We start from the raw sequence: 25490 nt of genomic DNA on the forward strand, positions 1-25490 counted from the left end.
TGCGGACTGTACTTTGAAGTTGGTTATACTCGCAAATTTTCGATTTCCTCATATTGACAATTTAAATTTACAGATGTAATATTATCAACGTATCGTTTACAACTGTAAATTTAAAGGAGTGAATGCGTGGGAGAATTGCCGAAAATATCTGAATCGGAACCAGAAAACATGAAAGAGATTTGGAAGAGAAGCCCGATCACGGCTGAGCAGATTGCGATTTATTTGTCCGACTCCAGCGAGTGGAGCGACCAGGCGGTTCGATAGGGTGATCGAACTTTTGCAACAGGTGCTACAGGAGAAGAAAGAGAAAAAGGAAACGGTTCTCAGACCTAAGCAAAGGCTGGAAACTATAAAAAGAGGGAAAAGACATGGATATGGTAGTTGACGTTTTTTTATGGTTCTTTTATTCCACACTGACCGCGAGCGTTGTTGCCTTGCTGGTGATGGCTGTGCAAAAAATGTTTCATCGCCGCATGAGTGCACGCTTTCGCCATTTGCTGTGGATGATCGTCTTGCTTCGGTTGCTGCTTCCTGACTTCCCTGACAGCCCTGTCAGCATGTTTCACGGACTGCCATATGCTTCCGACATAAAAAGAGCTGTTCTTGCGCTAAATCCTTTTGCGGACGGGCAAACGTCCAAGGAATTACCACAAAACAGCCAAGAAAATGTATCTACTCCAAACCATTTTACCACGATGAACGAGAAAAATCATGGGATCGCGAAGCCTGTTCTTCCCGAACAAGCTCAACAGCAACAAGCCCCTGCTGCATCCCGGCATGGTCTTGCCTTGCAATTGATTTCGCTGGTGTGGCTGATCGGCTCCGTGACGATCATCGCCGCATTGTTCGCCTATACGCAAAAAATAAAGAGACGGTTTCGGACATACAAACGGATTACGGACGAGCAGACTCTGGCTGTCATGAACAATTGCCGCCGGAAGTTCCGCATCAGGCAGCCGATTCCTTTGTATACGGGAAGCGATTCGATCGGCCCGTACGTTTTCGGAATACTCGCTCCGCGGGTGTATTTGCCACAAGCGATGGAAAAGGAGTTGGACCATGTTCAACTCGCCCACGTTCTGGCGCATGAGGTAGCCCACGTAAAAAGACGGGATACACTGTGGAACACGCTGAGCGTTTTGGCGTTGGCGATTCACTGGATGAATCCGCTTGTCTGGTTGTGCATGAAAAAGATGAAAACAGACGGAGAGCTTGCGTGTGACGCATGTGCGCTGGAAGTTTTGGGAGAAGCCGAGGCGATCCCTTATGGACTGACCATGATTGAGTTTCTCAAGCATGCATCGACGAAACAGAGCCGGCAACCGTTGCTGTTCTTTTTCGAATCGAACGATAAAAAGGAAATTCTCAGGAGGATTACGATGATCCAATCGTTTAAAAAAGGCTCTTACCGCTTGTCGGCAATCGCTGTCGTGTGCGTCGTTTGCATCGGGACAGCGGCGTTGACCCATGCGGCCCAGCCAGGAGCAGGAACCATACAGGAGAGCCATGCTGTGAGCAGTTTGGCGGCGAACAAAAAGGAAGTGCTGGTTGATGCGCCGATTCGAAGCTATACGGAATTGGAGAGAGCAGTCAAGGTCGCGGATTTTCCGTTTAAAGTTCCCGCTGCTTTACCAAAAGGCTATATGTTGCTAGGCATCGATGTAGGACCTGAGGATGTCATGAAGCACGGATCAGACGAGAACAAACATACAGGCAAAAAACGGACAATGGTTCGCATGTATTTGCAAAAGATGGGAAATGACGGAGAGCATGATTACATTGACGGTGGCCTGGAAATTACCGCAATCCGTGGCGGAGTGGGGCTGGATGCCGCTTACACGGAAATTGTCAAAGAAGAAGAGCTGGGCTGGCCCATCCGGGACGGCAGCATCAAAGAGATGAAAAAGGAAACGCTGAATGTACAAGGAGTGAATGTGCTAAAGGCGGCTGCCCACAGGGAAAAGGAAGTGGACAAATACAGCGTCTGACTGGATAACGGCGTACAGTATCGCATCCATAATCGCCTGGATGGCGTTCTTGGAAAAGACATCACAGATGCCGATTTCGCCAAAATGATCACTAGCATGACAGCTCCTGATCAGCAGGTCTACAAACAATACACCTCGCAACGAAAAGGCGCGTCCCACGATATTTATGACACCGACGATTTGCAGCAAGTGCAAAAAGCGATCGGATTTGCACCCAAATTTCCCGTTCAGCCCCTCGGGAAGTATCGGATCGAACGTGCTCAACTTCAACCAGCAGCAATTTATCTAGGGGAGAAGGACGGCAAGGCAAGTGAAAGCCAGCTGCTCAATATGGAGTACATGGGAGCGGACATCAACCAGGAAGGGATTTACCAATTCTGGTTTGTGCAGTTCAAAGACGCTAACTTGTTGGAGCAGTTCAAAAAAACCGGAATGGTCCTGGACGGCTCCACAGAGAAACGTACAGGAAAAGCCAGTTCTGTCTCCATTGCTGGAAAAGAAGTGATCAAAACAGAAGTGCTTCAGGAGAATGCCTCTCCACAGCTGCTTCATGTCAGCTACACTTGGGCAGAGCAAAATGCATACTACGCAATCGGATTTAACCTGGTCAAATCGAAGAACAATCCTGATTGGGACAAGAATATCGATCAATCTGCGCTGGTGGAATACTTGATGAAGCAACAAAAGATGAACCTTGCCGATCCGAAGTAAGGCAGGAGAAAAGGGGCGTCGACCTGGACGCTCCTTTTTCAATGATCAAACACTTAACCTTGGATAGTGGAGGGGAAATGATGATTTCTCCTACAATAATCGTGCCCGTTGTAAAATTTTTCTTATCCGCTGATGGAACGCCGTGTGCGATGAAAGTCGCCCGCACGGTGTAGGCTCGAACAAAACTCCCGCGCAAAAGATGGGAGCAAGTCGAGAATAGCGGATTGCCGGCACCTGCTTTGAACGTTGTGCTCAAAAGCAACGGCATGTTTGAAATCGCGTTTGCCGATAACTTGAATTGGCGCGAGAACATTTTCCGTATCCGCAACAAAACAGAAAACAGGATCATCGCTGAGAGTGACATCGATACGACACAAGCCGGAAAAATCATGATGAATCAGTCGAACTACGTCTATGAGCCGGGGAGATACGAATTTGTCATTTCCGCAACAGGCTACCAGGATGTGACAGTCGAGATTGACATGGCTCCGCCAGTGGCGCCCCCTGCCTTAACAGGGACGGTCGTGAGTGAGCATGAATTTCACATCACGTTTTCGGACGATCCAAGCTGGCGCGAACACATCACGAAAGTATGGGATCGCTCGAACGAAAGATGGATTGACGGATTCCGGCTGGATACCACTCAGCCAGGAAAAGTTATCATGAATGTTCAGGGAAGAAACTATGCGCCTGGTACGTATGAATTTGCTATCACGGTAGACGGATACACGAATGCCATCGTGGAGTTTGAGGTCATAGAACGTCGATAATGTTGTGCATGAAAGCTCCATCAGCGGCCCCCGGGAAAAGTCCGGGGGTTTTCTTTTGCCGAAAAAGGCTTGCCGGGATTGCGATGAAAGCCGCAATGGGACGCACCGTGAGCAAAAAAACAGCCAAGCGGGACATATTCGCCCCGCTCGGCTGTCGACTGAAAAAGACTATTGCCTGCTTTGCAAGCGGCAAGACAGCTCATCCAAGGCTTGGATAATCGATAATAATTGCTCGGAAGTGGAATCGAGCTGATCGGCTGATTGCGCGGAAAGCGTGACCTGTTGCTCGATTTTTTGCAGTTGGGAAACCATGCTGCCAAGCGAATGATTGATTTCTTTGGAAGAAGCGTTTGACTTGTCCGCGAGCTTGCGCACTTCATCGGCGACGACGCCAAAGCCGCGCCCGTGTTCTCCCGCTCGCGCCGCTTCGATGGCTGCATTCAAGCCCAGCAAATTCGTCTGCACAGACACATCGGATACGAAGCCGCTCAATTTCTCGATTTCTTCGTTTTGCTCTTTGAGCACGCGCATGGATTGGGCGATCTCTTCATTGTATACGGCAAGATTGGTTGCAGACTCGGCAAACACAGAGGAGATGCGCAACGCTTCCTGGGTAGTCGTGCTTAACTCGGCAGCCATTTGCTCCATGTTCTCGCGGTAGATCGCATTTTCGCGCATAGTTTCGCCTATGTATTGTTCCAGAATGATCGCGGAATCAAAGAACACCCTTTTGGACAGCGCCTGGTAAAAGGCATCCGGATCGCTGAGGGAGTGCAGCCTTTGGGAAAACAGCCGCAAATAAAGAGAATAGCCCCCCAAAAACCAGGAAGCGGACAAACCGATTCTGGCATGAGTGGAGCCGATCCGTTGGCGACTTGTGATGTAGTGGGCGTCGATGACATTGCTCGTCAGCGATTCCACGTAGTCATACTGCATGTTTTTCAGTCTGTCGACCGCTGCATTCGCCTGTATCAACTTGCGCAGATGCGAATGCTTTTCCAGTTCTTCGTAAAAACAGTCAACAATTTCGTGCAGGTGAGTCTGGACGTACTCTTTGTGACGAGCTAACAAATCCAGATCCGCCTCCGTCAAAGCGTAAAAATCCAGTAGTTCTCTCCACTTCTTTTCTACTTCAATCAATGCTGCCGACCCCTTTTTCTTGTCTGATTGTCTGATAGGTTAAGAAAACACTTTTCAAATTTTACCAGAAAATCTATAGGAAAATGCGATGATTTTGTGAATACTTTGCATAATGTTCCGCTGCTGAAAGAAATTGGGGAACATGTACATTCGTTTGGGGCAATGATAAAATAAATAGGTATGGTCAAGGGGCTGGATCGGAAATAAGATACGCTCAGTATGCTTGCGATTCGGAGCATGCTTTTTTCGGGTGAACCGCACATTTTTTTCTTGTTGAAGCGAGGATATACATATGCTAGTAACAGGGCAACTGATCGATCATTGCGAGCGTTTTTTCGGGTGTCGGGGAGAATTGTATCAGCTCGAAGCGGCGGATGTGCTGATTGCGGTTTATCCGGCATCGCGCAGGCGCGGATGGTGGACATACGTGACGCTGGAGTTGCACAAGACCGGAGCGAGCGAATGCATGCTGTATTCCTATCAGTTTCAAAAAGGAATGATCGCGCATCTGGCGACGATTGCGTCGGCGGTGATCCGTCAGTGGGAACAGGAGCAGAAGCGCGTGCAGGCAGGAGAGCTGTTCAAGCTGGAAGAGGCGATTGTCGAAGGCTCTGTGCTGAATCACGCCGTGCTTACCCCCGCCTATTTTGAAGAGGTCGGCTTTGAATATTATACGAACGGCGCCGACGTCATCCGCTTCATGATGCTGCATGCGATCGCAGAATCGGAAGCCGGGTATGTCGAGCGTTTTGGATTGGATGCCTTGCAGGAATGTTTTGCGCACTCCGGTGTCGATTCCCTGCATGTTATGCGTACCCCTGCCATCTGAGAAGGGAGCGAGCGGGATGAAAGAAATACGTTTGCGAGTCACAGTAGTGGTCTGGCACGAAGGAAAAGTGCTGGTGATTCGGGAAAAGGGCAAAAACGGAACCTGTTACAGCTTGCCGGGTGGAAATGTGGAGTATTTGGAAGCCATCCCGGACGCCACGAGGCGGGAAGTATGGGAAGAGACCGGACTGCTGGTCGAAATGGAGCGTCTGCTCTGGGTGGACGACCGGATTGATCAGGAAGGCACTGGCAAGCATACGGTGGGGATTGCTGTCCTCGCCAAGCTGGTGGGAGAGGACAAGACGCCGATTCCCGGCGGGCTGGAGGACGAAGAGATCGATTGGGCAGGCTGGGTGACGCTGGAGGAGTGGCGAACGTTGCCACAGTATCATAGCGCGCGGCCCGATCAGGTTTTGCAAGCGTTAAGTGATCCAGTCTATCGCCCGGGATATATGGGAAACATGCTCGATCAGACGAATTGACCAGTTGGCTAATGGAACGATAAGCAGCAAAAGCACCGTCCTTTTCATCGGGGAGCGGTGCTTTTTTATGCGCAGCAGACAAGATGCCTGTGAGCTTGGTGGAAAGGAGTCGCTGCCTGCTGTTTGTGGGCGGTGCTTTTTTATGTGCAGCAGACAAGATGCTTGTGAGCTTGGCGGAAGCAGTTGTTATCTGCTGTTTGTGGACGGCGCTGGCTGTTTTACGGTGACAGAGGCATTTTTTCCTTTGGCAACAGCGAGCACGACAATGACGGTCGCCAGCACGGCTCCCCATGTAAAAGGCTCGGAGAGAAGCAGCCAGGAGGCGATAATCGACAAAAACGGCTGGAAGTATTGGGTCTGGCTGACGCGGGCGACGCCGCCAAGCGCAAGGCCGTGATACCAGGCAAAAAAGCCGAGAAACATGCTGACGACGCTGATGTAGCCAAAGCCAGCCCAGACGGTCCAGGAGGCATGCTGCAATTCCGTCAGGAGCGGACCCGCGATCGGCACGACGAGAAACGGGAAAGCGATAATCAACGACCAGCTGATCACTTGCCAGCCGCCAAGCGTTTTGGAGAGCTGCCCGCCGACGGCGTAGCCGATGGCAGCGGACACGACGGCTCCGAGCAACGCGAGGTCAGCCCATTGCAAGGCGCCAAACCCGGAGAGAACAGCGTAGCCGATAATCGTCAGGCACGCGACTATGCTGGAAAGCCAGTACGTTTTTCCCGGGCGCTCTCCGGCAAAAAAGGCGGCTGCGCCTGCTGTTGCGAGCGGCAGCAGGGCGATAATGACCGCGCCGTGGGTAGCGGGCACGCGCTCCATTGCCCATGAGGAGAAAAAAGGAAAGCCGATCACCACGCCAGCGGAAACGAGGACGAGCTGGCTGAATTGGGCCAAGGACGGCAGCGGAACGCGCTTGAACACGAGAACTAATGCAGCCAAGATGGCAGCGATCAGCGCACGGCCAAGTCCGGCCGATGCGGGCGAGAGCGCAGTGACGACCACTTTTGTCACAGGCAGGGTGAGGCTGAAGCTGCATACGCCGAGCAAGCCGTATAGCATGCCCGCCTTTTCCAAGGTCATGCCGCCGTCAGGCTTTGCGTGTGCGGGCGTGTCTTGCGCCCGTTTTGTGTGTGCTTCCTCAGGTAGAGAGTCTGCTTTCATTTGTGATCCCGTCCTTTGTTGATGAGAAATGCGAACAGTGTGCTTTCAGCTTAGTAGAGGACGGATGGGAACGGTAGGGCCAATTGGCAGCAGGATGAGTAGGCCAATTTGTCGAAGCAATGGAAAAAAAGACGGTGAAGAGGCGGGAGCGAGATGGAGTGGAAGCCTGACAAGCTTGCGGGGATTCCGGTGTATCAGCAAATTGTGAAAAGATTGGAGCAGCAAATCGTATCCGGGGAGCTGCAGCCAGGCGCTTCTTTGCCGCCCGAGCGGGTGTTGGCGAGAAGATTCGGCGTAAACCGGGGAACGGTATCAGCGGCATATGAGGAATTGCGGGCAACAGGGCTGTTGCAATCGTGGCAAGGAAGCGGTACATGGGTCAGCCGACATTTGTGGGGAGTCCAGCAAATGCCGAACTGGTACAAATACACGAACGGAGGCGCATTTTTGCCTGCCTATCCGCTTGCCAAACGCATCCAGGATGCTTGCCTGGATTCCTCGATCATTAACCTGGCGAAAGCAGAGCTGCATACGTCGATGATTCCGTCTATGTCTGCCGAGCAGTTGGGCGGTTTGAAGCATATGCACCTGGAGCTTGGCTACGCGCAGCCAAAAGGAGATCCGGGACTGCGGGCCGTGCTGTCCGAGCATTTGGCGCAGCATTACGGGATCAAAGCGGACAGCGAGGAAATTTTGGTGACCTCCGGGGCGCAGCAGGCGCTGCATCTGATTACGCAGTGCTTGTTGAATCCGGGCGATGCGGTCGCGATGGAAGGGCCGTCTTACTCGTATTCCTTGCCGCTGTTCAGCTCGGCCGGGCTGCGTCTGTTTCGGTTGCCGCAAGACGAGCAAGGGATCATCCCGGAGGCACTGGTTGCGTTGCATCGAGAACAGCGGATCAAAATGGTTTTCGCCAATCCGACATACCATAATCCGACCGGAATTGTGATGAGTGAACCGAGGCGGGCGCAGCTTTTGGCCGCTTGTCAGGACTTGCGGATTCCTTTGGTGGAGGATGACGCCTACGGGGCGCTCAGTCTGGCAGGAGCGGCACTTCCTCCGCGACCGATCAAGGCGATTGAACAAGCGGGACATGTGCTTTACGTCAACAGTGTGTCCAAGACGGTAGCTCCGGGGCTGCGGATCGGCTGGCTGGTGGGGCCGCGTTCTGTCGTGGAGCGGCTTGCTGACGCCAAGCAGCAGATGGACTTCGGCACAAGCAGTATCTCGCAGCAGCTTGCGCGTCATTTTTTGCAGGAAGCAAGCTGGCAGGAGCAAATAAACAAACTCGCCATTTACTTGCGAGAGCAGCAACAGGCGATGAACGCTGCTTTGGAAACCGAATTGCAACAATATGCTGCCTGGAACAGACCAGCGGGCAGCTATCACATCTGGTGCCAACTGCATGAGCCGCTAGAGGAACAGGAGCTGCTGGATCGTGCAATCCGGGAGGGAGTCGTCTTCACTCCGGGCGGGGTGTATGGTGCCGAGCCGGGCTGGCTCCGGCTGACGTATTCGTGGGAAGAGCCGGACAAAATCAGGGAAGGGATTCGCCGCCTGAAAAAGGTGCTTCAAATGAGCAAGCGATAAGGAACGTACCCCTGGACCATACTAGGAAAATCACACCAGGATGGAAAAGGGGGAGTACGATGGGATTTTCGCTTGTTATCGGATTTCTCGAATCCCTGACCTCTTATTATTTGGTCATCTTGCTTTTGGTGGTCGGCCTGATTTTGCGTTTTCGGTACTATGTCGCCTACCGCAATCGTCAGCTGACCCGTGATGCGGCCTTTGCCAAAGGGGGCGGCTACCTTTTGCTGATCTTGTCAGGAATCGTGCTTGTCGCCCATTTCATTGCTATTTGAATTGGCCGTAACGGCGGATGAACGTTTGCACGTCTATGCGGATTTCTGCTTCTTTGAACAAGGCATCCCACTCATGTTTGTGGGCTTTCCAGTAAGCATACTGAAATCTGCGGAACTCTTCGCCGAAGCCGAAAATATCGATCCCGTGTTTTTGCTGCATCATGGCGATCAGCTTCTCCACTCTCTGCTTGAGCGCATGATTGATCTGCTCCTCTTTTTTCTTGATTTTCTCCATGGTAGGCTTATTGCCAAAGCCGTCTTCTGCGATATTGCCCTCTCCGCGAATCAAAAGGGTAATCACGGGCTTTCCGTTTTCGACCGATGTTTTCACGGTGGAACGGGCGCCCTTTACTTCCATTGTGATGAAAGAGGGCCGTTCATCCGCGTCCGTTAGCTTGACGATCACCTCATCGCCTTTCGAAAACGTTCCGTTAATCCAGCGGAGCGTTTTTATTTCATGATCGCTTAGCCAGCCAATCAGTCGGTCTCCTCTCATGATCGCGCCTCCCGCCATTTTCACCTCGTTTTGCTCGACTCGAATAGCGGGGAGGATGCTGTTTTCTCCGTTGTGGAAGTTGCGGGAAAATTCCCCGATGGATGTGGTCGCAGGCAATCTGGCTGTTTTCGACTCTCCTTCTTCCGTCAGCTTGCTAATGTAGCGACCAGGCAAGGGCATCAGCCGCGGTTTGACATAAAGAGCCTCTTTTGCCTTTCCTTTGGCGATGATCAGCTTGATTTTGCGGCGCGACTCGTGATCGCGGTAAAAGAGATCCAATGACCTGTCGATGCCTTCCTTCGCCAGCTCCTCCCCGATAATGATTGCCTGCAGATGCTCATAGTACGGCTGTCTCGCCACGCGCGTCGCCATCAGGCGAATGCACTCAAAAATCGACGGTCCGGAGGAAGTCGGATTCCAGACGGGAGAGACGTTCGGCAAGGATACTTTGCCGGACAAGGCGCGTGGCTCGACCAGCTGGGCGGTAAATTCATAATAAGACCGTTTCTGTTCTTTTTGCACGTTCTTGTCAATGCCAGCAGCCAGCACAAACAGTCGATCTTGAATTTCCACCCTGTCCCAGCATCCGGTGAGCAAGACTGGCAGCATGAGGAGTGCGAACAGACGGGAGACGGGACTTTTTCTCATGCGCGTGCCCGCCTTCTTGCTTTCCATTTGTACATGAGGCAGAGACAAGGCGGAATGACGATAATCAGGCCGAAGCCAAGATAGCTGGACCATTTGCTCCATTCGTCCACTTCCAGCGTGTTGCGTGGCAGGACGGCAATCAAAAACACGATAGGCACGAGCAGCAAGGCAATGACTCTGTGCTCCTGGAGCTTGAGCAAGCGGGAGGCGATCAGACTGGCACAAAAATGAAACATGACGATCGTGGTGATGGCAAAAGGAATCCAGACCATCATCATGATGGAATCGAGCCTTTCGATGAAAGCGCCAGGCACCTCAATATTTTTAATGATCGCCAGCGTAGGGTATTCAACCAGCGTAACTTCATGACCGCCTAACACGGCAAGGCAGAGGGCTGTGACCAGCGTGTACAGAAAAAGAGTAGCGGCAACTCCGATCAGGGCGCTTTTTTGCCCGAGGGCTGGTTTTTCCATGAATGGCTGAATGAACAGCAAAATCTCGAATCCGAGATAGGAAAAAAAGGTGGTCGGAAAGGCGTGCAGCAACGGAGCGATCCCGTCACCCATGATGGGGAGCAGGCGGCCGATGTCGGTGTCGCGGACGGTTTGGGTCAGGACGAGCAGCAAAATCAACACCGCAATCGGCTGAATCACCTCGTTGAACCGGGCAATGGCATTGACTCCGTGCATGATCAAATAGGTACTCACACTGAGCATGCCGATAATGACCACTTCTATAGGGGTTTGGTCGAGCAAAAACAGCTTGGTTACATCGGCAGAGATGCGGACGACTGTCCCGACGAACATCAAAAAATAGACCAGAAAAGCAAGCAAGGTCACCAGGCCGAGAAAGCGGCCGAACAGAAAAGGACCGTATTCAATGATCCCTTTCCCGGGGAATCGCGACCCGACATAAGCCATCATCGATACAGCGACCATCGCAACCAGGCCGGAAACCATGATGACGATCCAGCTGTCGACGCCAGCCTTGTTCCCGACAGTTTCCGGCAAGGACAAAATACCGACTCCCACGATTGCGGCAAACAACTGTACGGTTATTTGTGGGGCAGTCAGCTTGTCTTTGATCACATCTACCATCCTTTCTTTCGTTTGTGCAGATCCATCCGCTTTTTATCTTGCGGGTGCAAAATTTCCGGCCTGTCCCGCAAATAAGGCAGTGGTGCCCGGACAAACATGTCTTTCCAGTCGCTCGGGCGGTAGGGAACGAGCGGAGAAAAGTAGTTGATGCCAAACGATTTTAATGAAACCAGATGCGCGAGAATAGCAAGAATGCCGAGGATAAGACCGAACAGCCCGAGGCTGCCTGCGAGCAGCATCAGGGGAAAGCGTAGCAGACGCAGGGCGATGGCCCCGTTGTAGGCAGGCACGAGAAAGGATGAGATCGCGGTGATGGCTACGACGATCACGAGTACCGGACTGACGATCCCGGCTTCAACGGCTGATTGTCCGATGACCAGCCCGCCGACAATGCCGATCGTCTGGCCCATGATCTTCGGCAAGCGCAGTCCGGCTTCCCGCAGCATTTCCAGCGTCGCTTCCATGAAAACGGCTTCCAGGAACGAAGGAAACGGCACCTCCGCCCTGGCTGCGGAGATGGTGAGCGCAAGCTGGGTTGGAATCATTCCCGGATGGTAAGAAATAAGCGCAATGTACAAGGAAGGCAAAATCAGGGCAATACTGGCACCGGTTATGCGGATGATGCGGATTGCCGACCCGATCATCCAGCGCTCGTAATAATCATCGGGAGCCTGGAACAGCATCGAAAAGGTGACGGGCACAATCAGCACGAAGGGAGAACCGTCGACGATGATCGCGATGCGCCCTTCCAGCAGCATGTGCAGCACTCTTGCCGGGCTTTCTGTGTATTGTGTCTGCGGAAAAGGCGAATACCAGCTGTCTTCAATCCACTGCTCCACGGTTCCGCTATCCATGACGCCATCGATATCCATGGTCGACAGACGAGTTTTCACTTCATCGAGAATAACCGGATTGACGATCCCGTTTATGTACGCCAACGCGACTTTTGTTTTGGTCCGCCGGCCTATTTGCCGGATGTCCACTTTCAATTCCGGGTCAGGATAGCGGCGGCGGATCAGCGAGAGGTTGGTGCTCACGGATTCCACAAACCCGTCGCGGGGGCCGCGAAGCGAACTCTCATTTTCGGATTCCTGAACGTTGCGCGTCTCCATCCCGGTTCCGTTTGCGACATACAAGACTTGCTCTGCATGGCTGTAGATTACGAGATTGCCGTATAAAATCGCTTCGATGGCTTCTGGAGTTGTCTCCAAAGTATGAAAGGGGAAGCGGCAGGCTGGATCGGCCAACTTTTCCACAATTTCATCCTGAATATAGTTGGCCTCGACCAAACACTCTAAATAACATACCGTGTAGACATTTTCTCCGATCCGCAGCTGTTGCTGGACGTAATCGGAGCTGCCGCTCATCTGCTCGGCCAGTTCCTGTTCCCAATTCACGATCAAGCCCTCCTGAAAAGGAATACGAGTAGTGTTCAACAAGCGCCCAAATATATGCAGGGCAACCATTGCAAAAGGGCGGAATCGGAGTATAATAAAACATATATTTCGCTAGGTAAACATTTTTGGTGGAGGCAAATTTCTATATTTTTTTGACCAAGAGTTGCCTTGGGGAAAAAAAGGTGACTTGATCCACAAATTGAGGTGAAGGGTTATGCTATCCAGATCAAACTCAGGCGAAGCTGCCCAAAATCAGCAAGCATGGAGAAAAGAGGCGGATGGGCCATCGTTGCCGGAAGTCCACCGCTCTATGAAAGTTCCGACCAAAGGCTCGTGGGTTCGCAAGTTTCTAGCTTTCGCTGGCCCCGGCTATCTCGTGGCGGTCGGCTATATGGACCCGGGCAACTGGGCGACGGATATTGCGGGCGGCTCCCTTTTCGGCTACTCCTTGCTCTCCGTTATTTTGCTATCGAACCTGATGGCGATCTTGCTGCAAGCGCTGGCTGGAAAGCTGGGGATTGTGACAGGAAGAGACTTGGCGCAGGCATGCCGGGATCACTACAGCAAGCCGGTAGCCATGGGACTGTGGGTACTGTGCGAGCTTGCCATCGCGGCGTGCGACCTGGCAGAAGTCATCGGGGCGGCAATCGCCCTGAATTTGCTTTTCGGAATACCGCTCGTGTACGGTGTGTTGATTACCGCGCTTGATGTCATGATCGTCCTGTTTTTGCAAAACAAAGGATTCCGCTATATTGAAGCGCTCGTGATTGCCCTGATTGCGACGATCGGTGCTTGCTTCGCATTCGAGATGTTTTGGTCGCAGCCGGACATCGCCGGGATTCTCGGCGGCTTCATCCCCAGCACAGAGATTGTGAAAAATCCGGAGATGCTCTACATTGCGATCGGGATTTTGGGGGCGACGGTCATGCCGCACAACTTGTACTTGCACTCGTCCATCGTGCAAACGAGACAGTACGACCAGACGACGTTGGGGAAAAAGGAAGCGATCAAATACGCAACGCTCGATTCGACGATTGCCCTGGTGTTCGCCATGGCGATCAATGCAGCGATCCTGATCTTGTCCTCCGCGACATTTCACCAGGCGGGGATGACAGATGTGGCCGACATTGCAGACGCTTATCACCTGCTGGCTCCCCTGCTCGGCACGACGCTTGGCAGCATTTTGTTCGGGGTCGCTCTGTTGGCGGCGGGGATGAACTCGACATTGACGGGAACGCTCGCAGGCCAGATCGTCATGGAAGGCTTTTTGAACTTGCGAATCACCCCATGGCTGCGCCGGTTGATTACCCGCCTGATTGCCATCGTGCCAGCCGTCATCGTCACCGCGCTGTACGGCGAGAGCGGGGCTACCGACTTGCTGATTTTGAGCCAGGTCATTTTGTCCCTCCAACTGTCCTTTGCTGTCGTGCCGCTCGTTAAATTCACCAGCGACAAGGCCAAAATGGGCGAGTTTGCCAACGCCGGGTGGCTGAAATGGCTGGCCTGGATCGTGGCGACGATCATTATGGGGCTGAATCTGTATTTGCTCGTGCAAACATTTATCGGATAAAAGCGAGAAAATCCTCTCTGTATACAGGGAGGATTTTCCTTAATTATGAAACCTTTTCCGAGCTGAAACGTATGAAAAATAGATGCAATCTTGGAAAGGAGTGACAAGCGTGGGCGTACTTGAAACCGTCTACATGGTCTGCCTTGTGAGTGGCATTATTTATACCGTCCTATCGCTTTTATTCGGCGATGCGGTCTCGGATTGGCTCGATCATTTTCATTTGCCGCTGTTTCAGCCAATCACTTTTGTCAGCGGCCTCACCGCTTTTGGCGGCGCCGGGTATATTTTGTCCCGTTTTACCAGTTTGTCTGACCTCGTCGTGTTTGTGTTGGCCGCGGTCATCGGTGCGGGTTTGGCAGTCTTCGCGTACTTTCTCTGGGTAAAGCCGATGAGCCAGGCAGAGAACTCAACAGGCTATTCCATGACCCAACTGGGCGGAAAGCTGGGTGAGGTGGGCACGACGATTCCGGCAGAGGGCTTGGGCGAAGTGCTTTTGCCCATGCTCAGCGGGACGACCTACCATATGGCTGCCAGTCTGGAGCGGGTAAGCATCCCGCAAGGAACGCGCGTCGTAGTGGTAGAAGTGCGCGACCATGTCTTGTACGTTATTCCTTTCCAGCCTGAATCATAGAAAAAGGAGCTGAGAGTGCATGTTTGAACCGGACATTTTAGTAACGGTCGGTATCGTAGTCGCAGTCTTTCTCGTTTTGGGGATCGCATTTTGGGCAAGGTACAAAACTGTTGGTGCCGATGAAGCGATGATCGTGACAGGGAGTTATTTGGGCACGAAAAATGTGCTGAGCGACGAGTCTGGCCGCAAAATGAAAATCGTCCGCGGCGGCGGTGCGTTCATCCTCCCGATTTTTCAACAAGCAAATTTTCTGAGTCTTCTGTCCCACAAGCTCGATGTGTCCACGCCAGAAGTATATACAGAGCAAGGTGTACCTGTCATGGCGGACGGTGTGGCGATTATCAAGGTCGGCGGTTCGATCGAGGATATTGCCACCGCTGCCGAGCAGTTCATGGGCAAAAAAGATGAGGCTCTGCGTGCCGAGGCGCAGGAAGTGCTCGAAGGCTACTTGCGGGCGATTCTTGGCAGCATGACGGTGGAGGAAATTTATAAAAACCGCGAGCGCTTTGCCCAGGAAGTTCAATCGGTCGCGACCAAAGATTTGAAAAAAATGGGGCTGTCCGTGGTCAGTTTCACGATCAAGGATGTGCGCGACAAAAACGGTTATTTGGCAGCGCTGGGGATTCCGCAGATCGCGGCAGTCAAGCGCGATGCGACGATCTCGCAAGCCGACGCAGACAAGGAAGCGCGGATCAGACAGGCCCAGGCCGAAGAAGAGGCGCGCAAAGCCGAGCTGCTGAAAGAAACGAACATCGCGGAAGCGGAGAAAGATAAAGAGCTGAAGGTAGCTGCCTTCAAACAGGAGCAGGACCGGGCGAAAGCAAGCGCGGACCAAGCCTACAAGCTGCAAGAAGCTGTCGCCAAGCAGCAAGTTACGGAAGAAGAAATGAAAATCGATCTGGTGCGCAAGCAAAAAGAGATCGAGCTGGAAGAAAAAGAAATTTTGCGCCGCGAGAAGCAATATGACGCGGAAGTGAAGAAAAAAGCCGATGCGGATCGCTACTCCGTGGAGCAAGCGGCGGAAGCGGAAAAAGCGAAAAAACTGCGCGAAGCAGATGCGCTCAAATACCGGATCGAGGCAGAGGCGAAAGCGATGGCGGAGCAGAAGCGACTGGAAGGTCTGGCGATTGCTGAAGCCGAGAAGGCGAAAGGAAGCGCGGAGGCAGAAGTAACGCGCCTCAAGCTGGAAGCCGAAGCGGAAGGGAAGGAAAAGCTCGCGGAAGCGTTCGAGAAGTTCGGTCATGCCGCCATCTTGGACATCATCGCCAAAATGCTGCCTGAACTGGCCGAAAAAATTGCCGAGCCGATGAAGGCGATCGACAAAGTAACGATTGTGGATGCGGGCGGCGGTCAGGGAGACGGCGTCAACCGACTGAGCGGCAATGTCACGAAGCTGATGGCCCAACTGCCAGAGATGCTCAAAGACGTATCCGGGCTTGATATGAACAAAATGATTTCCGATTTCATGCAAAAGGGCAGTGCGGCGCAGTCTGGCCCAACGGCGAACCAAAGCCAGCCTGCTGCTCCGTCTATCTCCCACTTGCTCGCGGGCAATCCCGCAGATGACAAGGCACGACCAGCAAACAAAACGGATCACAAAGCATAATGCGAAGGTGACAAAACACAAATCCCCCTTCAGCCACAAGGGGGATTTGTGCTGTTTAATCCGCTCGGTCTACTTGCTTGAGTCTACCGGAGTGCTTCATCAGCTCACTGACGGTAACGAAGCTGTAGCCGCGTTTTTTCAGCTCGGGCAAAATTTGTTCCAGCGCCTGCACCGTCTGTTTCCGGTTTCCGCCGTAGTCATGGAACAGGACAATATCGCCGTTGCGGGCGTTGTTCAGCACCTTGTCGACGATCTTTTTGACGCCGGGGTCTGCCCAATCGCGCGTATCCTGATGCCACGACCACATGATGACCAAAAAGCCGGACTGCTTCGCCGTATGCACGATGGACTCGCTGTAGTATCCCCCAGGCGGACGGAACAGCGCAGGTCGTATTCCTGTTGCCGAATGAATCGCTTCCTGAGTCTTTTCGACTTCCTCTCGCAACTGCTCCGGGGAAAGGCGGCGAATATCGGGGTGGCTGTAGGTATGGTTGGCAATCTCGTGCTGATCCTGAGCCAGCGAGCGAACGACTTCCGGGTACTGGCTTACACGTGAGCCAACCACGAAAAAGGTAGACTTGGCCTCGTACTTTTTCAGCAGGGCGGCAATTTGCGGGGTGTAGCCCGGGTCCGGCCCGTCGTCAAAAGTGAGGGCAATGATCTTGCTTTTCGTGGGAACTTCCCAGACGATCTCCCCGCGCGTCTCGTAGTATTCGCGATTTTTTTCGCGAATCGCGGACGCCGTTTGGCTGTAGGAGAGAAGCAGGAACACGGCACAGGTGAGGAGGAGCAAGCGTACATGTTTTTTCATAACACACCTCATTGTGGAATCTCTCACCCGTTACTATGCGTCAACTTGTCCAAATTATTCTGTTGTGTACTTGTGGAAAAGACACTTGTGCTTTTTGGGTGGATACATTAAGCTAGTAACATAATTCATGAAAGAAAAAGACTGGACAAGAGCGGATAGATGGAGGAGTAAAGAATGAAGGTAGCAAAATTTGGTGGCACTTCCCTGGCGAATGCCGAGCAAATAAAAAAAGTGTGCAGCATCGTCATGGCGGATCGGGACAGACGTCTCGTCGTCGTTTCAGCCCCTGGCAAAAGACATAAGGAAGATACAAAAGTAACAGACCTCTTGATCAGCTACGCGAACCGTTTTTTGCAGCAGCAACAGGCCGAGGAAGAAAAGCAGGCTGTTTTTGCGCGTTATGAGGAGATCATCGCTGAGCTGGGGCTGGGAGAAGCTGTCGCAGAGCAAATCAAAAGCGAGCTGGATGACGTGCTGAGCAATCGGCAAGGCTTGTCAGCGGAGCGCTTCATGGATGCTGCCAAAGCAGCGGGAGAGGATACGTGCGCCAAAATCGTGGCCCACTACTTGCGAAGCTTGGGCGAGGAAGCGAGCTACGTCAATCCGCAGGACGCGGGGATGCTCGTATCCGACGAAGCGGGCAACGCCCACGTTTTGCCGGAAGCTTACGCGAAGCTTGCTTCTTTGCGGGAACGTAGCGGAATTACTGTCTTTCCCGGCTTTTTCGGGTATGCGAAAAGCGGTGAGTTGGTGACGTTCTCGCGTGGCGGCTCGGACATTACCGGCTCGATTTTGGCGGCAGCGGTGACTGCGGAAGTGTACGAAAACTTTACCGATGTCGACTCGGTGTACGTCGTGAATCCGAACTTGATTGCCAACCCGAAGGAAGTGAAGGAAATCACGTACCGCGAGATGCGGGAGCTGTCTTATTCGGGATTCAGCGTGTTTCATGAGGAAGCGCTAATTCCGGCTTACGAGGCTGACATTCCGGTGTGCATCAAAAATACGAACAATCCGTCTGCGCCAGGCACCATGATCGTTGCCGAGCGTCCGTTTGCGACAAACAGGGTGTCGGGAATCGCCAGCGACAGCGGCTTTTGCAGCATTTACGTCAGCAAGTATTTGATGAACAAAGAAATCGGCTTTGGCCGCAAGCTGTTGCAAATTTTTGAGGAGGAAGGGATTTCGTACGAGCACACTCCTTCCGGGATCGACAATATTTCGGTCATTTTGCGCGAGAAAGACCTGACAGAGGAGAAGGAAAAGCGGATCATCGAGCGCATGTTTCGCGAGCTGGGAGCGGACGACGTCGCGGTGCAGCACAGTCTCGCACTCGTCATGATCGTCGGGGAAGGAATGCGTCAATCGGTGGGCACCACAGCCAGAGCGACTACTGCTTTGGCTGCGGCGAAGGTGAATCTGGAGATGATCAATCAAGGCTCTTCTGAAGTCAGCATGATGTTCGGGGTGAAAGCGGCAGAAGCCGACCGCGCCGTAATCGCCTTGTATCAGGAGTTTTTTGGAGACGAAGGGGAGACAGCAGCAGAACTGTTGACTGCTTCGTCCGCCGCTTCTGTCACGGTGTAATCGCGCAACAGAAATGCCCCGTTCTTCCATTGATAGACGCGCCACTCCGGTGTCTCAGACGCCAAGCTGACGATCCAGTAGGAAAGCGTAGGGTAGTGCCAGCCCAAAACGTCTTGTCTGGACGGGATGGGAGCGGTATGCGGGTGCGTGTGCAGGACGCCCAGCCATTGCAGCTGGCGCTTGCGAATGGAGTGAAGCGCCTGGAGAAAGGCAGGGCCGTCCCAGGAAAAGTTGCCTGTGTCCGAAGAGATCGGCATGGCAACCGCATCGGTAATCGTCGCGTCTCTGCCCGCAAGCAGAGCGGAAAACTCATAAGGAACCGCCTCCTGAGCGTCACGCAGGAGGCGGTTCGCTACTTTTCGGCCCATGTATAATTTGTTATCCTTAAACGCAAAGGGGTCACCCAACCAGTCAGTTGTTTTCATGCGAAGGGACTCCTCCTGTTTGATTTCGCTTGATTTTGTTAGGGGTGTTTGCCATGAGTACGATACATGTGGGTGTCTGTGGCTGGGGCGATCATGACACGCTGTACGGACAAGGGGTGCGCAGCGGCGATAAATTGGCGGTGTACGCCAGCCATTTTCCGATTGTGGAAGTAGACAGCTCTTTTTACGCCATTTTACCACAGCGAAACTACGAGTCGTGGGTCCGGGACACTCCGGACCGTTTTGGATTTATCGTGAAGCCGCACCAGGCGATGACGGGCCATCAGCGGGGAGATGCGCCTGTGAACCGGCGCGAGCTGTTTCAACAGTTTGAGGAGAGCATCCAGCCGCTTGTCGAGGCCGGGAAGCTGAAGTCGCTTCTGTTTCAATTCCCGCCCTGGTTTGACTGCACCAGGGAACATGTTCATTATGTCCAAGCTTGCCGGCAAGCGATGAAGGCGTATCCGTTTGCGGTGGAATTTCGCCATCAGAGCTGGTTCGAAGCGCGGTTTAGAGAGCGCACGCTGGACTTTTTACATAAAATCGAAGCCGTGCACGTCTTGTGCGATGAACCACAGGCGGGGCAAGGATCGGTTCCGATTGTGCCCGCCGTCACGCATTCTTCGCTGGCTCTCGTCCGGTTTCACGGGCGCAACAAATCGGGGTGGCGCGATCCGGGAGAAGGTCAAAAATGGCGCGATGTGCGCTACTTGTACCGCTACAGCGAGGAAGAACTGGCAGAGTGGCTTGTCCACATCCGGCAGATTGAGCAGGAAGCGGATGAAGTTTGCATTTTGTTCAACAATAACTCTGGAGGCGATGCGGCAGCGAACGCCAAGCAGTTTTCAGACATGCTGGGACTTGATCCGAGCGGTTTGAATCCCAGACAGATGGAGTTGTTTTAACAAGGAAGAAAGAAGGGGAGACATGCTTGTAGCCATCGCTGTTTTGTTTTTGGTGATCGGGGTGGTCGCCGGAGTCATTGGCAGTATCGCCGGGCTTGGCGGCGGCATCTTTTTTGTTCCGGCGTTGCTGTTTTTCGCCAACTGGTATGAGCCGAACTCCATGTCTCCGCAAGTAGCGGCAGCGACCTCGCTGCTTGTGATTGCGGTGACGGCGCTGTCCTCGTCCATATCGTATATCAAGCAAAAAAAAGTCGATATGCAAAGCGCCCTGCTTTTTTTTATTGGCAGCGCGCCCGGTGCTATCGTGGGTGTCTACCTTAATACATTACTAGCAACAGAAGATTTTACACTGCTTTTTGGCTTGTTTCAGTTGTGCATGTTCGCCATCCTGATGGTCAAGGACAAACTCCGGCCGCGCCAGATCAACTGGGAAATCAAGCGGCAGTTTGTCGACAACGAGGGCAATGAATACGAGTATGGATATAGCAGGGTGAGTGTCATTACGATCGCTTTTTTTGTCGGGATCACGTCTTCTTTGTTTGGCGTGGGTGGCGGAGTGTTGATGGTTCCGGCGATGATGCTGTTGTTCCGGTTTCCTCCGCACATTGCCACGGCGACCTCCATGCTGGTCATTTTTTTCTCGGCGGTGATCGGCTCGGTCACAAACATTTTTCACGATCATGTGAACTGGCTGTATGCGGCGATGCTGGCACCTGGCGCATGGGCGGGCGGCAAGCTGGGCGCGGTCATAGCCAGCAAGCTGAAAGGACGCACGATTGTGCTGTTCTTGCGCATCCTGATTTTGGCGATAGCTGTACAAATGATCATAAAAGCGATCATCGGTTGACCTTAGAGACAAAGGGAGGGGAAAGTCGTGGCGGACACCTGGACCTTGCACTTGCTGCACACGAATGACCTGCATAGTCATTTCGAAAAAATGCCGCAGATTGCGACTTGCCTGAAAACAAGCCGCCAGCTGTGGGAGGCCCAACAGGAACATGTGCTGACAGTCGATATCGGGGATCATATGGATCGCATGGATGTCCGCTCGGAGGCAAGCTTCGGAAAAGCGAATGTCCAAGTCATGAACAGATGCGGCTACCAGTATGCGACGATCGGCAACAATGAGGGCATCACGCTGCCCAAAGAGAAGCTCGACGAGATGTACGAGCAAGCGGACTTCACGGTCATCGTCGGCAACTTGCTGGATAAGGCTACCTCGGCACCTCCACAGTGGGCTGTCCCCTATGCTATCCATACGCTTGGAGAGCTGCGGGTCGCTTTGCTTGGCATGACGATTCCTTTTTCTACTTATCAGAGCCTGGGCTGGGAAATTCTCGATCCGCTTCCGCTTATTCGTGAGCAGGTTGCTGCCTTGCGCTCTTCGGCGGATATTTTCATTTTGCTGTCTCATCTCGGTTATCAGACGGACTGCCGGATCGCCGCGGAAGTCGAAGGGCTGGACGTGATTTTGGGCGGTCATACGCACCATACGCTTCCGCACGGGGAACGGGTCGGAAACACGTTGATTGCCCAGACGGGGCGTTTTGGCGAGCACGTAGGCCACATCCGGCTTGTGTGGGATCGCGACGGCAAACAGATTGCGGATGTCTCGGCAGAGTTGTTTGACACCGCCAGCTACGCGCCGGATGAGGCGCTGCGCGATTTTTTGCAAAAGGAAAAGGCAGCGGCAGATGCCAGTCTGTTTCAGCCGATCGCTGAGCTGGAGCAGGATTTGCACGTCAACTGGACGGAGGAGACGCCGTTTGGCTCGTTTTTGGCAGCGAGCATTCGCAGATGGACCAAAGCAGAGGTGGGGATTGCCAACGGAGGACTGTTGCTGTCCGATTTGCACCAGGGCCATTTGACGTTTGCCCAGCTTTTGCAAAGCGTGCCGCATCCGATCAACGCCTGCGCTGTCACGTTGACGGGGGAGCAGCTCGCCAGTGTGCTGGAGCAGGCGATCCAGCCGCAAATCGTGCATCGCGAGCTGCGCGGCTGCGGTTTTCGCGGCAAAATCGAAGGGTGGATGGCAGTGGACGGGCTGCGGATTCGTTATGAAGAGTCGGGGCAGCCGCACATCCTCGCGATTGAAGTCAACGGGCAACCGCTGATCCGCGAACGGGAATATCGTGTCGGGACGGTTGACATGTTCATGTACAATCGCCTGTTTCCCGACTTGCTGCAAGGGCGGGAGATTGAATTTTTTCACCCGGAAATGCTTCGGGAAGTGATTGCCAGTACGATCACAGACCGAACTTTGGTGCAAAGCGCTTTTTTGCCGAGATGGGAAAAGGTGTCCCCTGAAAGTTCTGGGCATGCTATCGAATGAAGCAGGGGGGATGAGCCATGAGATTTATCGACGAAGTATACGAGTTGTACAAAGGTCATTTCAACGGTGACGAAGAGGACATTACGGCAGTGGTGGTGGGAGTTTTGCACGAGCAGGACCGCAACGCCCTACTCGGACTGGCGGCAGAAATGGACGAGGAAGAGCTGTTTCACATGATGGCCACCTATATGATCGAAGTGATGAAGCGCAAGGTCGCCATGGAAGACGAGCAGTTCCCGGCCGTAAACTTGCACTGATTCACACACTTTTCGCTCCTGTGTCATAGGATGGTAACGCAAAAGGCAGGAGAGAAAAGGAGGGAGCAGGATGGTCGAGGTATTGCCTATCCACTTTCCGGAAGGGACGGCGATTGCCGTCACGGTACGGCTTCCCAAGACGACATTGCTTGCGGTGACGACAGACAAAGGGTACATCATGTGCGGAGCATTGGATGTGGGTCTGTTAAATGAGCGGCTGGCGAGCCGGGAGATTTTGGCTGGCAGGGCTGTCGGGGTGAAAACGATTGAGGAGCTGCTGGATGCGCCGCTGGAATCGGTGACGACAACAGCGGAGGCGCAAGGCATCACAGCGGGGATGATCGGACGGGAAGCGGTCGTCAAAATGCTGTAGCGATGATGAATTAACGGTTCAGAAATGGACAGCGGAACGCCTTTGTCGATGAGACGAAGGTGTTTTTTGTTTTTAGACTGACCCCAATAAATGAAACAGCGGCGACCTAAGACTGGAAAAGAAAGTCTTAGACTCGCCGCTGCTTTATTGAACTATCGCTCCCGTTAGATTAATTAGCCATCGGTGCCTCGTAATTTTTTAACGGCATTCCTACGTATTCTCGGAAGGAGCGGACCTGATCCTTCTCGAACTCGAAGACGACCGAAAGCTCATTTTGGAAAGGCCTGCCGTACAGCAACCCTTCCGAGCGAAATACGACCATCCCGTAGCTCTCATTCTCTAGCTCGATCAGCGGTGTGAGGCTCATCTGAAATACCGAGCGCTCAAACCTGATTAATTCCTCGAACCGCTCTTGGCCTTGCTGCTTCTGATTCCAGCCTTCCAGCGGCAGCGGAACGAAGAAATGAAAATCATCCGTAACCTTTTTCAGGAAATCGCTTGTATTCCCTGTTTCGAAAGCACGCCTAAAAGCAGCAAATACTTCATGGATTTTCGTCATAACAAGCCTCCTCATTTCATTGTGTGATCCATCGCTTTATGCATCTAGATGCAGGGCTTCATTTTATAAGCTTAAGCTGGCTTGAAACTGTACCAAGGTGAATCCCTTCGTGGACCAGAGCAAAGTTGAACAGCTCGCCTGCCGTATCGAATTGGAATGGCCCCATGACATACGGCGATTTCAATGGTGCATCGAGCAGCTCAGGCGTCAGCTCGGATAGCCGGGAAAGCTGCATCGTCAGCAATTGAAGCAATTCTTCCTTGCTCGGGGGAGTTGTCGTCCATGAAGCTGGCTTCGTACCGGACGTAAACAGCGCTTCATACTGATCTGGAATCAAGGATGGAGAATCGAAACAAAGCGTGGAGTACCGATCCATCCAAAAGATGATGTGACCGACATTCCAGCGGATTGTGTTGTGGAAGCCCATCGGTTGTATGTCGAGCTGCTCCTCGGAAATGGCTTGAACCTGACCAATGACAACCTGACGAAGTACGTTACCAGTGTGGATAATGGTTTGACTCATAAGATCATGCCTCCTTTTTTGTTGCTGCTCTCTTAATGCAAGTGTAGCTCTCCCCTGAATACGCAACAATCACACGATTCCGATGCAATTGATCGGTCTGACTAATCGATCGATTACCGATTCGTGCAAATCATCCATATAGTGGGTATACTGAAAAGGAGTCATTCGCTTCTAAGACGTGCAAAAAATGGAAAAGGGGCATGACGGTATGGAACTAAGACAACTCCAGTATTTTGCTGCCATCTGCAAGGAGATGCACTTCTCCAAAGCGGCAGAAAATCTCTGTACGACTCAGTCGAACCTCAGTCAACAAATTAAGTTTTTGGAAAATGAACTGGGACTTCCGCTATTTGATCGCATTGGGAGACGGATTGCTTTAACTGATGCGGGGCAAATCCTTTTGGAGCAGAGCAAGATCATCTTCGAACGCATTGACTACATTCAGGGGGCCATTGCGGACTTAAAGAAGGTAGATGGTGGCAAGCTGGATATCGGGATTCTTCCTGGTGACGGAGACCTTTTGTTTGACGCCCTTCTTATCGACTTTCATCGCTCGTACCCGAAGTTGTCGATTAAAGTCACGGAGTCGACAGATGTGTACGAACAGGTTGTCGACGGTATCCGGGATCTTGGCGTTACCACAACTCCTGACAAACCTGATGATCGTATCACCGTTATACCGCTGTTCCATGAGGAGTTCGTCTTGGCACTACGCTCGGATCACCCCGCTGCGAAAGCGAAAGCCATTCCCTTCGAGCAATTGCAGAATATGAAGCTGGTCATGTTCGGTTCGGAACATCAAATTTCAAAGGTCATTAATGCCTGCTGCCAGCAAAAGGGGATCAAGATCGATAGCCCGATTGTAACTTCCACCCTTTCGACATTGCTATCCTTGGTCGAGCAAGGCGTAGGAGCTTGCATTCTCCCCCGCTTGTTAGTGGACAATCTCAATCGCGATACGATCACCGCCGTCACCCTTTTGAATCCTACGCCAAGCCAGGATATTTGTATCATCTACCATGCGGACAGGTTTATGGGGAAAGCGGCCAAATTGTTCATCGAGGTACTGGAGTCTTATATTCAGAGAGTCATGGAAAACAGCAACCGATCGTTAGGCTGAACGTAGTTGACAGCGTAAGATTACTAAAAAGCGTTTCTATCAAAATAAATGCTCAACCCAACACATAAAGCCCCGAACATATTAGATGTACAGAATATGTTTGAGGCTTTCATTTATCTCGTTTTTCTTAAATTAGGTGTTGATCATTTTTAGTTGAAAACTTTATTTTCTCAGAACAACTGGCATCTTGCGGGGAAGCTTG

At 52.5% G+C, this 25490-nt stretch carries 27 protein-coding genes and 1 pseudogene; 18 read left to right on the forward strand and 10 right to left on the reverse strand.

Annotated elements, in window-relative coordinates; all coding sequences use genetic code 11:
- The first annotated feature begins 126 nt into the window (after positions 1-126).
- The 4 genes from IRJ17_RS09490 (at position 127) to IRJ17_RS09505 (ending at position 3469) form a co-directional block, all read left to right on the forward strand.
- A complete protein-coding gene (locus IRJ17_RS09490) occupies positions 127-264 on the forward strand; it encodes a BlaI/MecI/CopY family transcriptional regulator (protein ID WP_141254154.1) in 138 nt (45 codons plus the stop codon).
- A gap of 104 nt (positions 265-368) precedes the next feature.
- Positions 369-1988 carry a M56 family metallopeptidase gene (locus IRJ17_RS09495; protein ID WP_122964455.1) on the forward strand — a complete coding sequence of 540 codons (1620 nt, stop codon included), beginning with the start codon at positions 369-371 and terminating at the stop codon, positions 1986-1988.
- Between the two features lie 189 nt (positions 1989-2177).
- Positions 2178-2699: a hypothetical protein gene (locus IRJ17_RS09500; protein WP_242774443.1), complete on the forward strand. Its 522-nt coding sequence runs from the start codon at positions 2178-2180 to the stop codon at positions 2697-2699.
- Positions 2700-2923: 224 nt separating this feature from the next.
- Positions 2924-3469, forward strand: coding sequence for a hemoblobin-interacting domain-containing protein (locus IRJ17_RS09505; protein ID WP_122964457.1), 546 nt, complete (start codon positions 2924-2926; stop codon positions 3467-3469).
- Positions 3470-3637: 168 nt separating this feature from the next.
- Here IRJ17_RS09505 and IRJ17_RS28265 read toward each other — a convergent pair whose 3' ends face one another.
- Together IRJ17_RS28265 and IRJ17_RS28270 are read right to left on the reverse strand one after the other, a co-directional pair.
- Positions 3638-4147, reverse strand: coding sequence for a methyl-accepting chemotaxis protein (locus tag IRJ17_RS28265; protein ID WP_371736940.1), 510 nt, complete (start codon positions 4145-4147; stop codon positions 3638-3640).
- 60 nt (positions 4148-4207) lie between these two features.
- Positions 4208-4609: pseudogene (locus IRJ17_RS28270) on the reverse strand (protoglobin domain-containing protein); the annotation flags it as partial.
- A 292-nt stretch (positions 4610-4901) separates the two neighbouring features.
- Here IRJ17_RS28270 and IRJ17_RS09520 point away from each other — a divergent pair.
- A complete protein-coding gene (locus IRJ17_RS09520) occupies positions 4902-5438 on the forward strand; it encodes a suppressor of fused domain protein (RefSeq protein WP_122964460.1) in 537 nt (178 codons plus the stop codon).
- 16 nt (positions 5439-5454) lie between these two features.
- Positions 5455-5919 (forward strand): NUDIX domain-containing protein, encoded by a 465-nt coding sequence (locus IRJ17_RS09525; protein WP_122964461.1) that lies wholly within the window; start codon positions 5455-5457, stop codon positions 5917-5919.
- Positions 5920-6105: 186 nt separating this feature from the next.
- On the opposite strand, the gene IRJ17_RS09530 is transcribed toward IRJ17_RS09525, so the two are convergent.
- A complete protein-coding gene (locus IRJ17_RS09530) occupies positions 6106-7005 on the reverse strand; it encodes a DMT family transporter (RefSeq protein WP_122964738.1) in 900 nt (299 codons plus the stop codon).
- A 234-nt stretch (positions 7006-7239) separates the two neighbouring features.
- Between IRJ17_RS09530 and IRJ17_RS09535 the strand changes: the two genes are divergently transcribed.
- A complete protein-coding gene (locus IRJ17_RS09535) occupies positions 7240-8676 on the forward strand; it encodes an aminotransferase-like domain-containing protein (protein ID WP_242774445.1) in 1437 nt (478 codons plus the stop codon).
- 59 nt (positions 8677-8735) lie between these two features.
- On the forward strand, positions 8736-8951 hold the full coding sequence (locus IRJ17_RS09540; protein ID WP_122964463.1) for a CLC_0170 family protein: 216 nt from the start codon (positions 8736-8738) through the stop codon (positions 8949-8951).
- On the opposite strand, the gene IRJ17_RS09545 is transcribed toward IRJ17_RS09540, so the two are convergent.
- The 3 genes from IRJ17_RS09545 to IRJ17_RS09555 are packed head-to-tail and all read right to left on the reverse strand — an operon-like array spanning position 8944 to position 12589.
- Positions 8944-10095 (reverse strand): Ger(x)C family spore germination protein, encoded by a 1152-nt coding sequence (locus IRJ17_RS09545; protein WP_167470296.1) that lies wholly within the window; start codon positions 10093-10095, stop codon positions 8944-8946. The two genes, IRJ17_RS09540 and IRJ17_RS09545, sit on opposite strands and share 8 nt — an antisense overlap.
- Positions 10092-11183 carry a GerAB/ArcD/ProY family transporter gene (locus IRJ17_RS09550; RefSeq protein ID WP_167470297.1) on the reverse strand — a complete coding sequence of 364 codons (1092 nt, stop codon included), beginning with the start codon at positions 11181-11183 and terminating at the stop codon, positions 10092-10094. The genes IRJ17_RS09545 and IRJ17_RS09550 overlap by 4 nt, the downstream gene beginning before the upstream one ends.
- 2 nt (positions 11184-11185) lie before the next feature.
- Positions 11186-12589 (reverse strand): spore germination protein, encoded by a 1404-nt coding sequence (locus IRJ17_RS09555; protein ID WP_233454094.1) that lies wholly within the window; start codon positions 12587-12589, stop codon positions 11186-11188.
- 214 nt (positions 12590-12803) lie between these two features.
- Here IRJ17_RS09555 and IRJ17_RS09560 point away from each other — a divergent pair, with 214 nt between their 5' ends.
- The 3 genes from IRJ17_RS09560 to IRJ17_RS09570 all read left to right on the forward strand — a co-directional run bounded on the left by IRJ17_RS09560 (position 12804) and on the right by IRJ17_RS09570 (position 16396).
- Positions 12804-14159, forward strand: coding sequence for an Nramp family divalent metal transporter (locus tag IRJ17_RS09560; RefSeq protein ID WP_122964466.1), 1356 nt, complete (start codon positions 12804-12806; stop codon positions 14157-14159).
- 109 nt (positions 14160-14268) lie between these two features.
- Positions 14269-14790: an NfeD family membrane protein gene (locus IRJ17_RS09565; protein ID WP_122964467.1), complete on the forward strand. Its 522-nt coding sequence runs from the start codon at positions 14269-14271 to the stop codon at positions 14788-14790.
- 19 nt (positions 14791-14809) lie between these two features.
- Entirely contained in the window at positions 14810-16396 is a 1587-nt protein-coding gene (locus IRJ17_RS09570; RefSeq protein ID WP_173596728.1) for a flotillin lipid rafts scaffold protein FloT, read from the forward strand.
- A gap of 55 nt (positions 16397-16451) precedes the next feature.
- Here the strand turns inward: IRJ17_RS09570 and IRJ17_RS09575 are convergent, their stop codons facing one another.
- Positions 16452-17207, reverse strand: a complete 756-nt coding sequence (locus tag IRJ17_RS09575; protein WP_173596729.1) for a polysaccharide deacetylase family protein — start codon at positions 17205-17207, stop codon at positions 16452-16454.
- A 174-nt stretch (positions 17208-17381) separates the two neighbouring features.
- Between IRJ17_RS09575 and IRJ17_RS09580 the strand changes: the two genes are divergently transcribed.
- Positions 17382-18794: an aspartate kinase gene (locus IRJ17_RS09580; protein ID WP_242774447.1), complete on the forward strand. Its 1413-nt coding sequence runs from the start codon at positions 17382-17384 to the stop codon at positions 18792-18794.
- Here IRJ17_RS09580 and IRJ17_RS09585 read toward each other — a convergent pair.
- On the reverse strand, positions 18716-19219 hold the full coding sequence (locus tag IRJ17_RS09585; RefSeq protein WP_173599646.1) for a M67 family metallopeptidase: 504 nt from the start codon (positions 19217-19219) through the stop codon (positions 18716-18718). The genes IRJ17_RS09580 and IRJ17_RS09585 overlap by 79 nt on opposite strands.
- 53 nt (positions 19220-19272) lie before the next feature.
- Between IRJ17_RS09585 and IRJ17_RS09590 the strand changes: the two genes are divergently transcribed.
- The 5 genes from IRJ17_RS09590 (at position 19273) to IRJ17_RS09610 (ending at position 23086) form a co-directional block, all read left to right on the forward strand.
- Positions 19273-20124 carry a DUF72 domain-containing protein gene (locus IRJ17_RS09590; RefSeq protein WP_242774449.1) on the forward strand — a complete coding sequence of 284 codons (852 nt, stop codon included), beginning with the start codon at positions 19273-19275 and terminating at the stop codon, positions 20122-20124.
- A 22-nt stretch (positions 20125-20146) separates the two neighbouring features.
- Complete coding sequence (locus IRJ17_RS09595; RefSeq protein WP_242774451.1) at positions 20147-20971, forward strand: sulfite exporter TauE/SafE family protein; 825 nt, start codon at positions 20147-20149, stop codon at positions 20969-20971.
- Between the two features lie 27 nt (positions 20972-20998).
- Complete coding sequence (locus tag IRJ17_RS09600) at positions 20999-22456, forward strand: bifunctional metallophosphatase/5'-nucleotidase (protein ID WP_242774453.1); 1458 nt, start codon at positions 20999-21001, stop codon at positions 22454-22456.
- Between the two features lie 17 nt (positions 22457-22473).
- The gene (locus tag IRJ17_RS09605) at positions 22474-22713 is read left to right on the forward strand and encodes a DUF6154 family protein (RefSeq protein ID WP_063227346.1); all 240 of its coding nucleotides are present in this window, start codon (positions 22474-22476) and stop codon (positions 22711-22713) included.
- A gap of 70 nt (positions 22714-22783) precedes the next feature.
- Complete coding sequence (locus IRJ17_RS09610; protein ID WP_122964476.1) at positions 22784-23086, forward strand: YunC family protein; 303 nt, start codon at positions 22784-22786, stop codon at positions 23084-23086.
- A 169-nt stretch (positions 23087-23255) separates the two neighbouring features.
- Here IRJ17_RS09610 and IRJ17_RS09615 read toward each other — a convergent pair whose 3' ends face one another.
- Together IRJ17_RS09615 and IRJ17_RS09620 are read right to left on the reverse strand one after the other, a co-directional pair.
- Complete coding sequence (locus IRJ17_RS09615; protein ID WP_423751958.1) at positions 23256-23645, reverse strand: nuclear transport factor 2 family protein; 390 nt, start codon at positions 23643-23645, stop codon at positions 23256-23258.
- A gap of 58 nt (positions 23646-23703) precedes the next feature.
- The gene (locus tag IRJ17_RS09620) at positions 23704-24168 is read right to left on the reverse strand and encodes a DinB family protein (RefSeq protein WP_242774457.1); all 465 of its coding nucleotides are present in this window, start codon (positions 24166-24168) and stop codon (positions 23704-23706) included.
- Between the two features lie 208 nt (positions 24169-24376).
- Here IRJ17_RS09620 and IRJ17_RS09625 point away from each other — a divergent pair, with 208 nt between their 5' ends.
- Positions 24377-25288, forward strand: a complete 912-nt coding sequence (locus tag IRJ17_RS09625) for a LysR family transcriptional regulator (protein ID WP_173599641.1) — start codon at positions 24377-24379, stop codon at positions 25286-25288.
- The last annotated feature ends 202 nt before the right edge of the window (positions 25289-25490 follow it).

Origin of the sequence: Brevibacillus parabrevis (assembly GCF_022701015.1) — a bacterium.
Taxonomy (GTDB): domain Bacteria; phylum Bacillota; class Bacilli; order Brevibacillales; family Brevibacillaceae; genus Brevibacillus; species Brevibacillus parabrevis.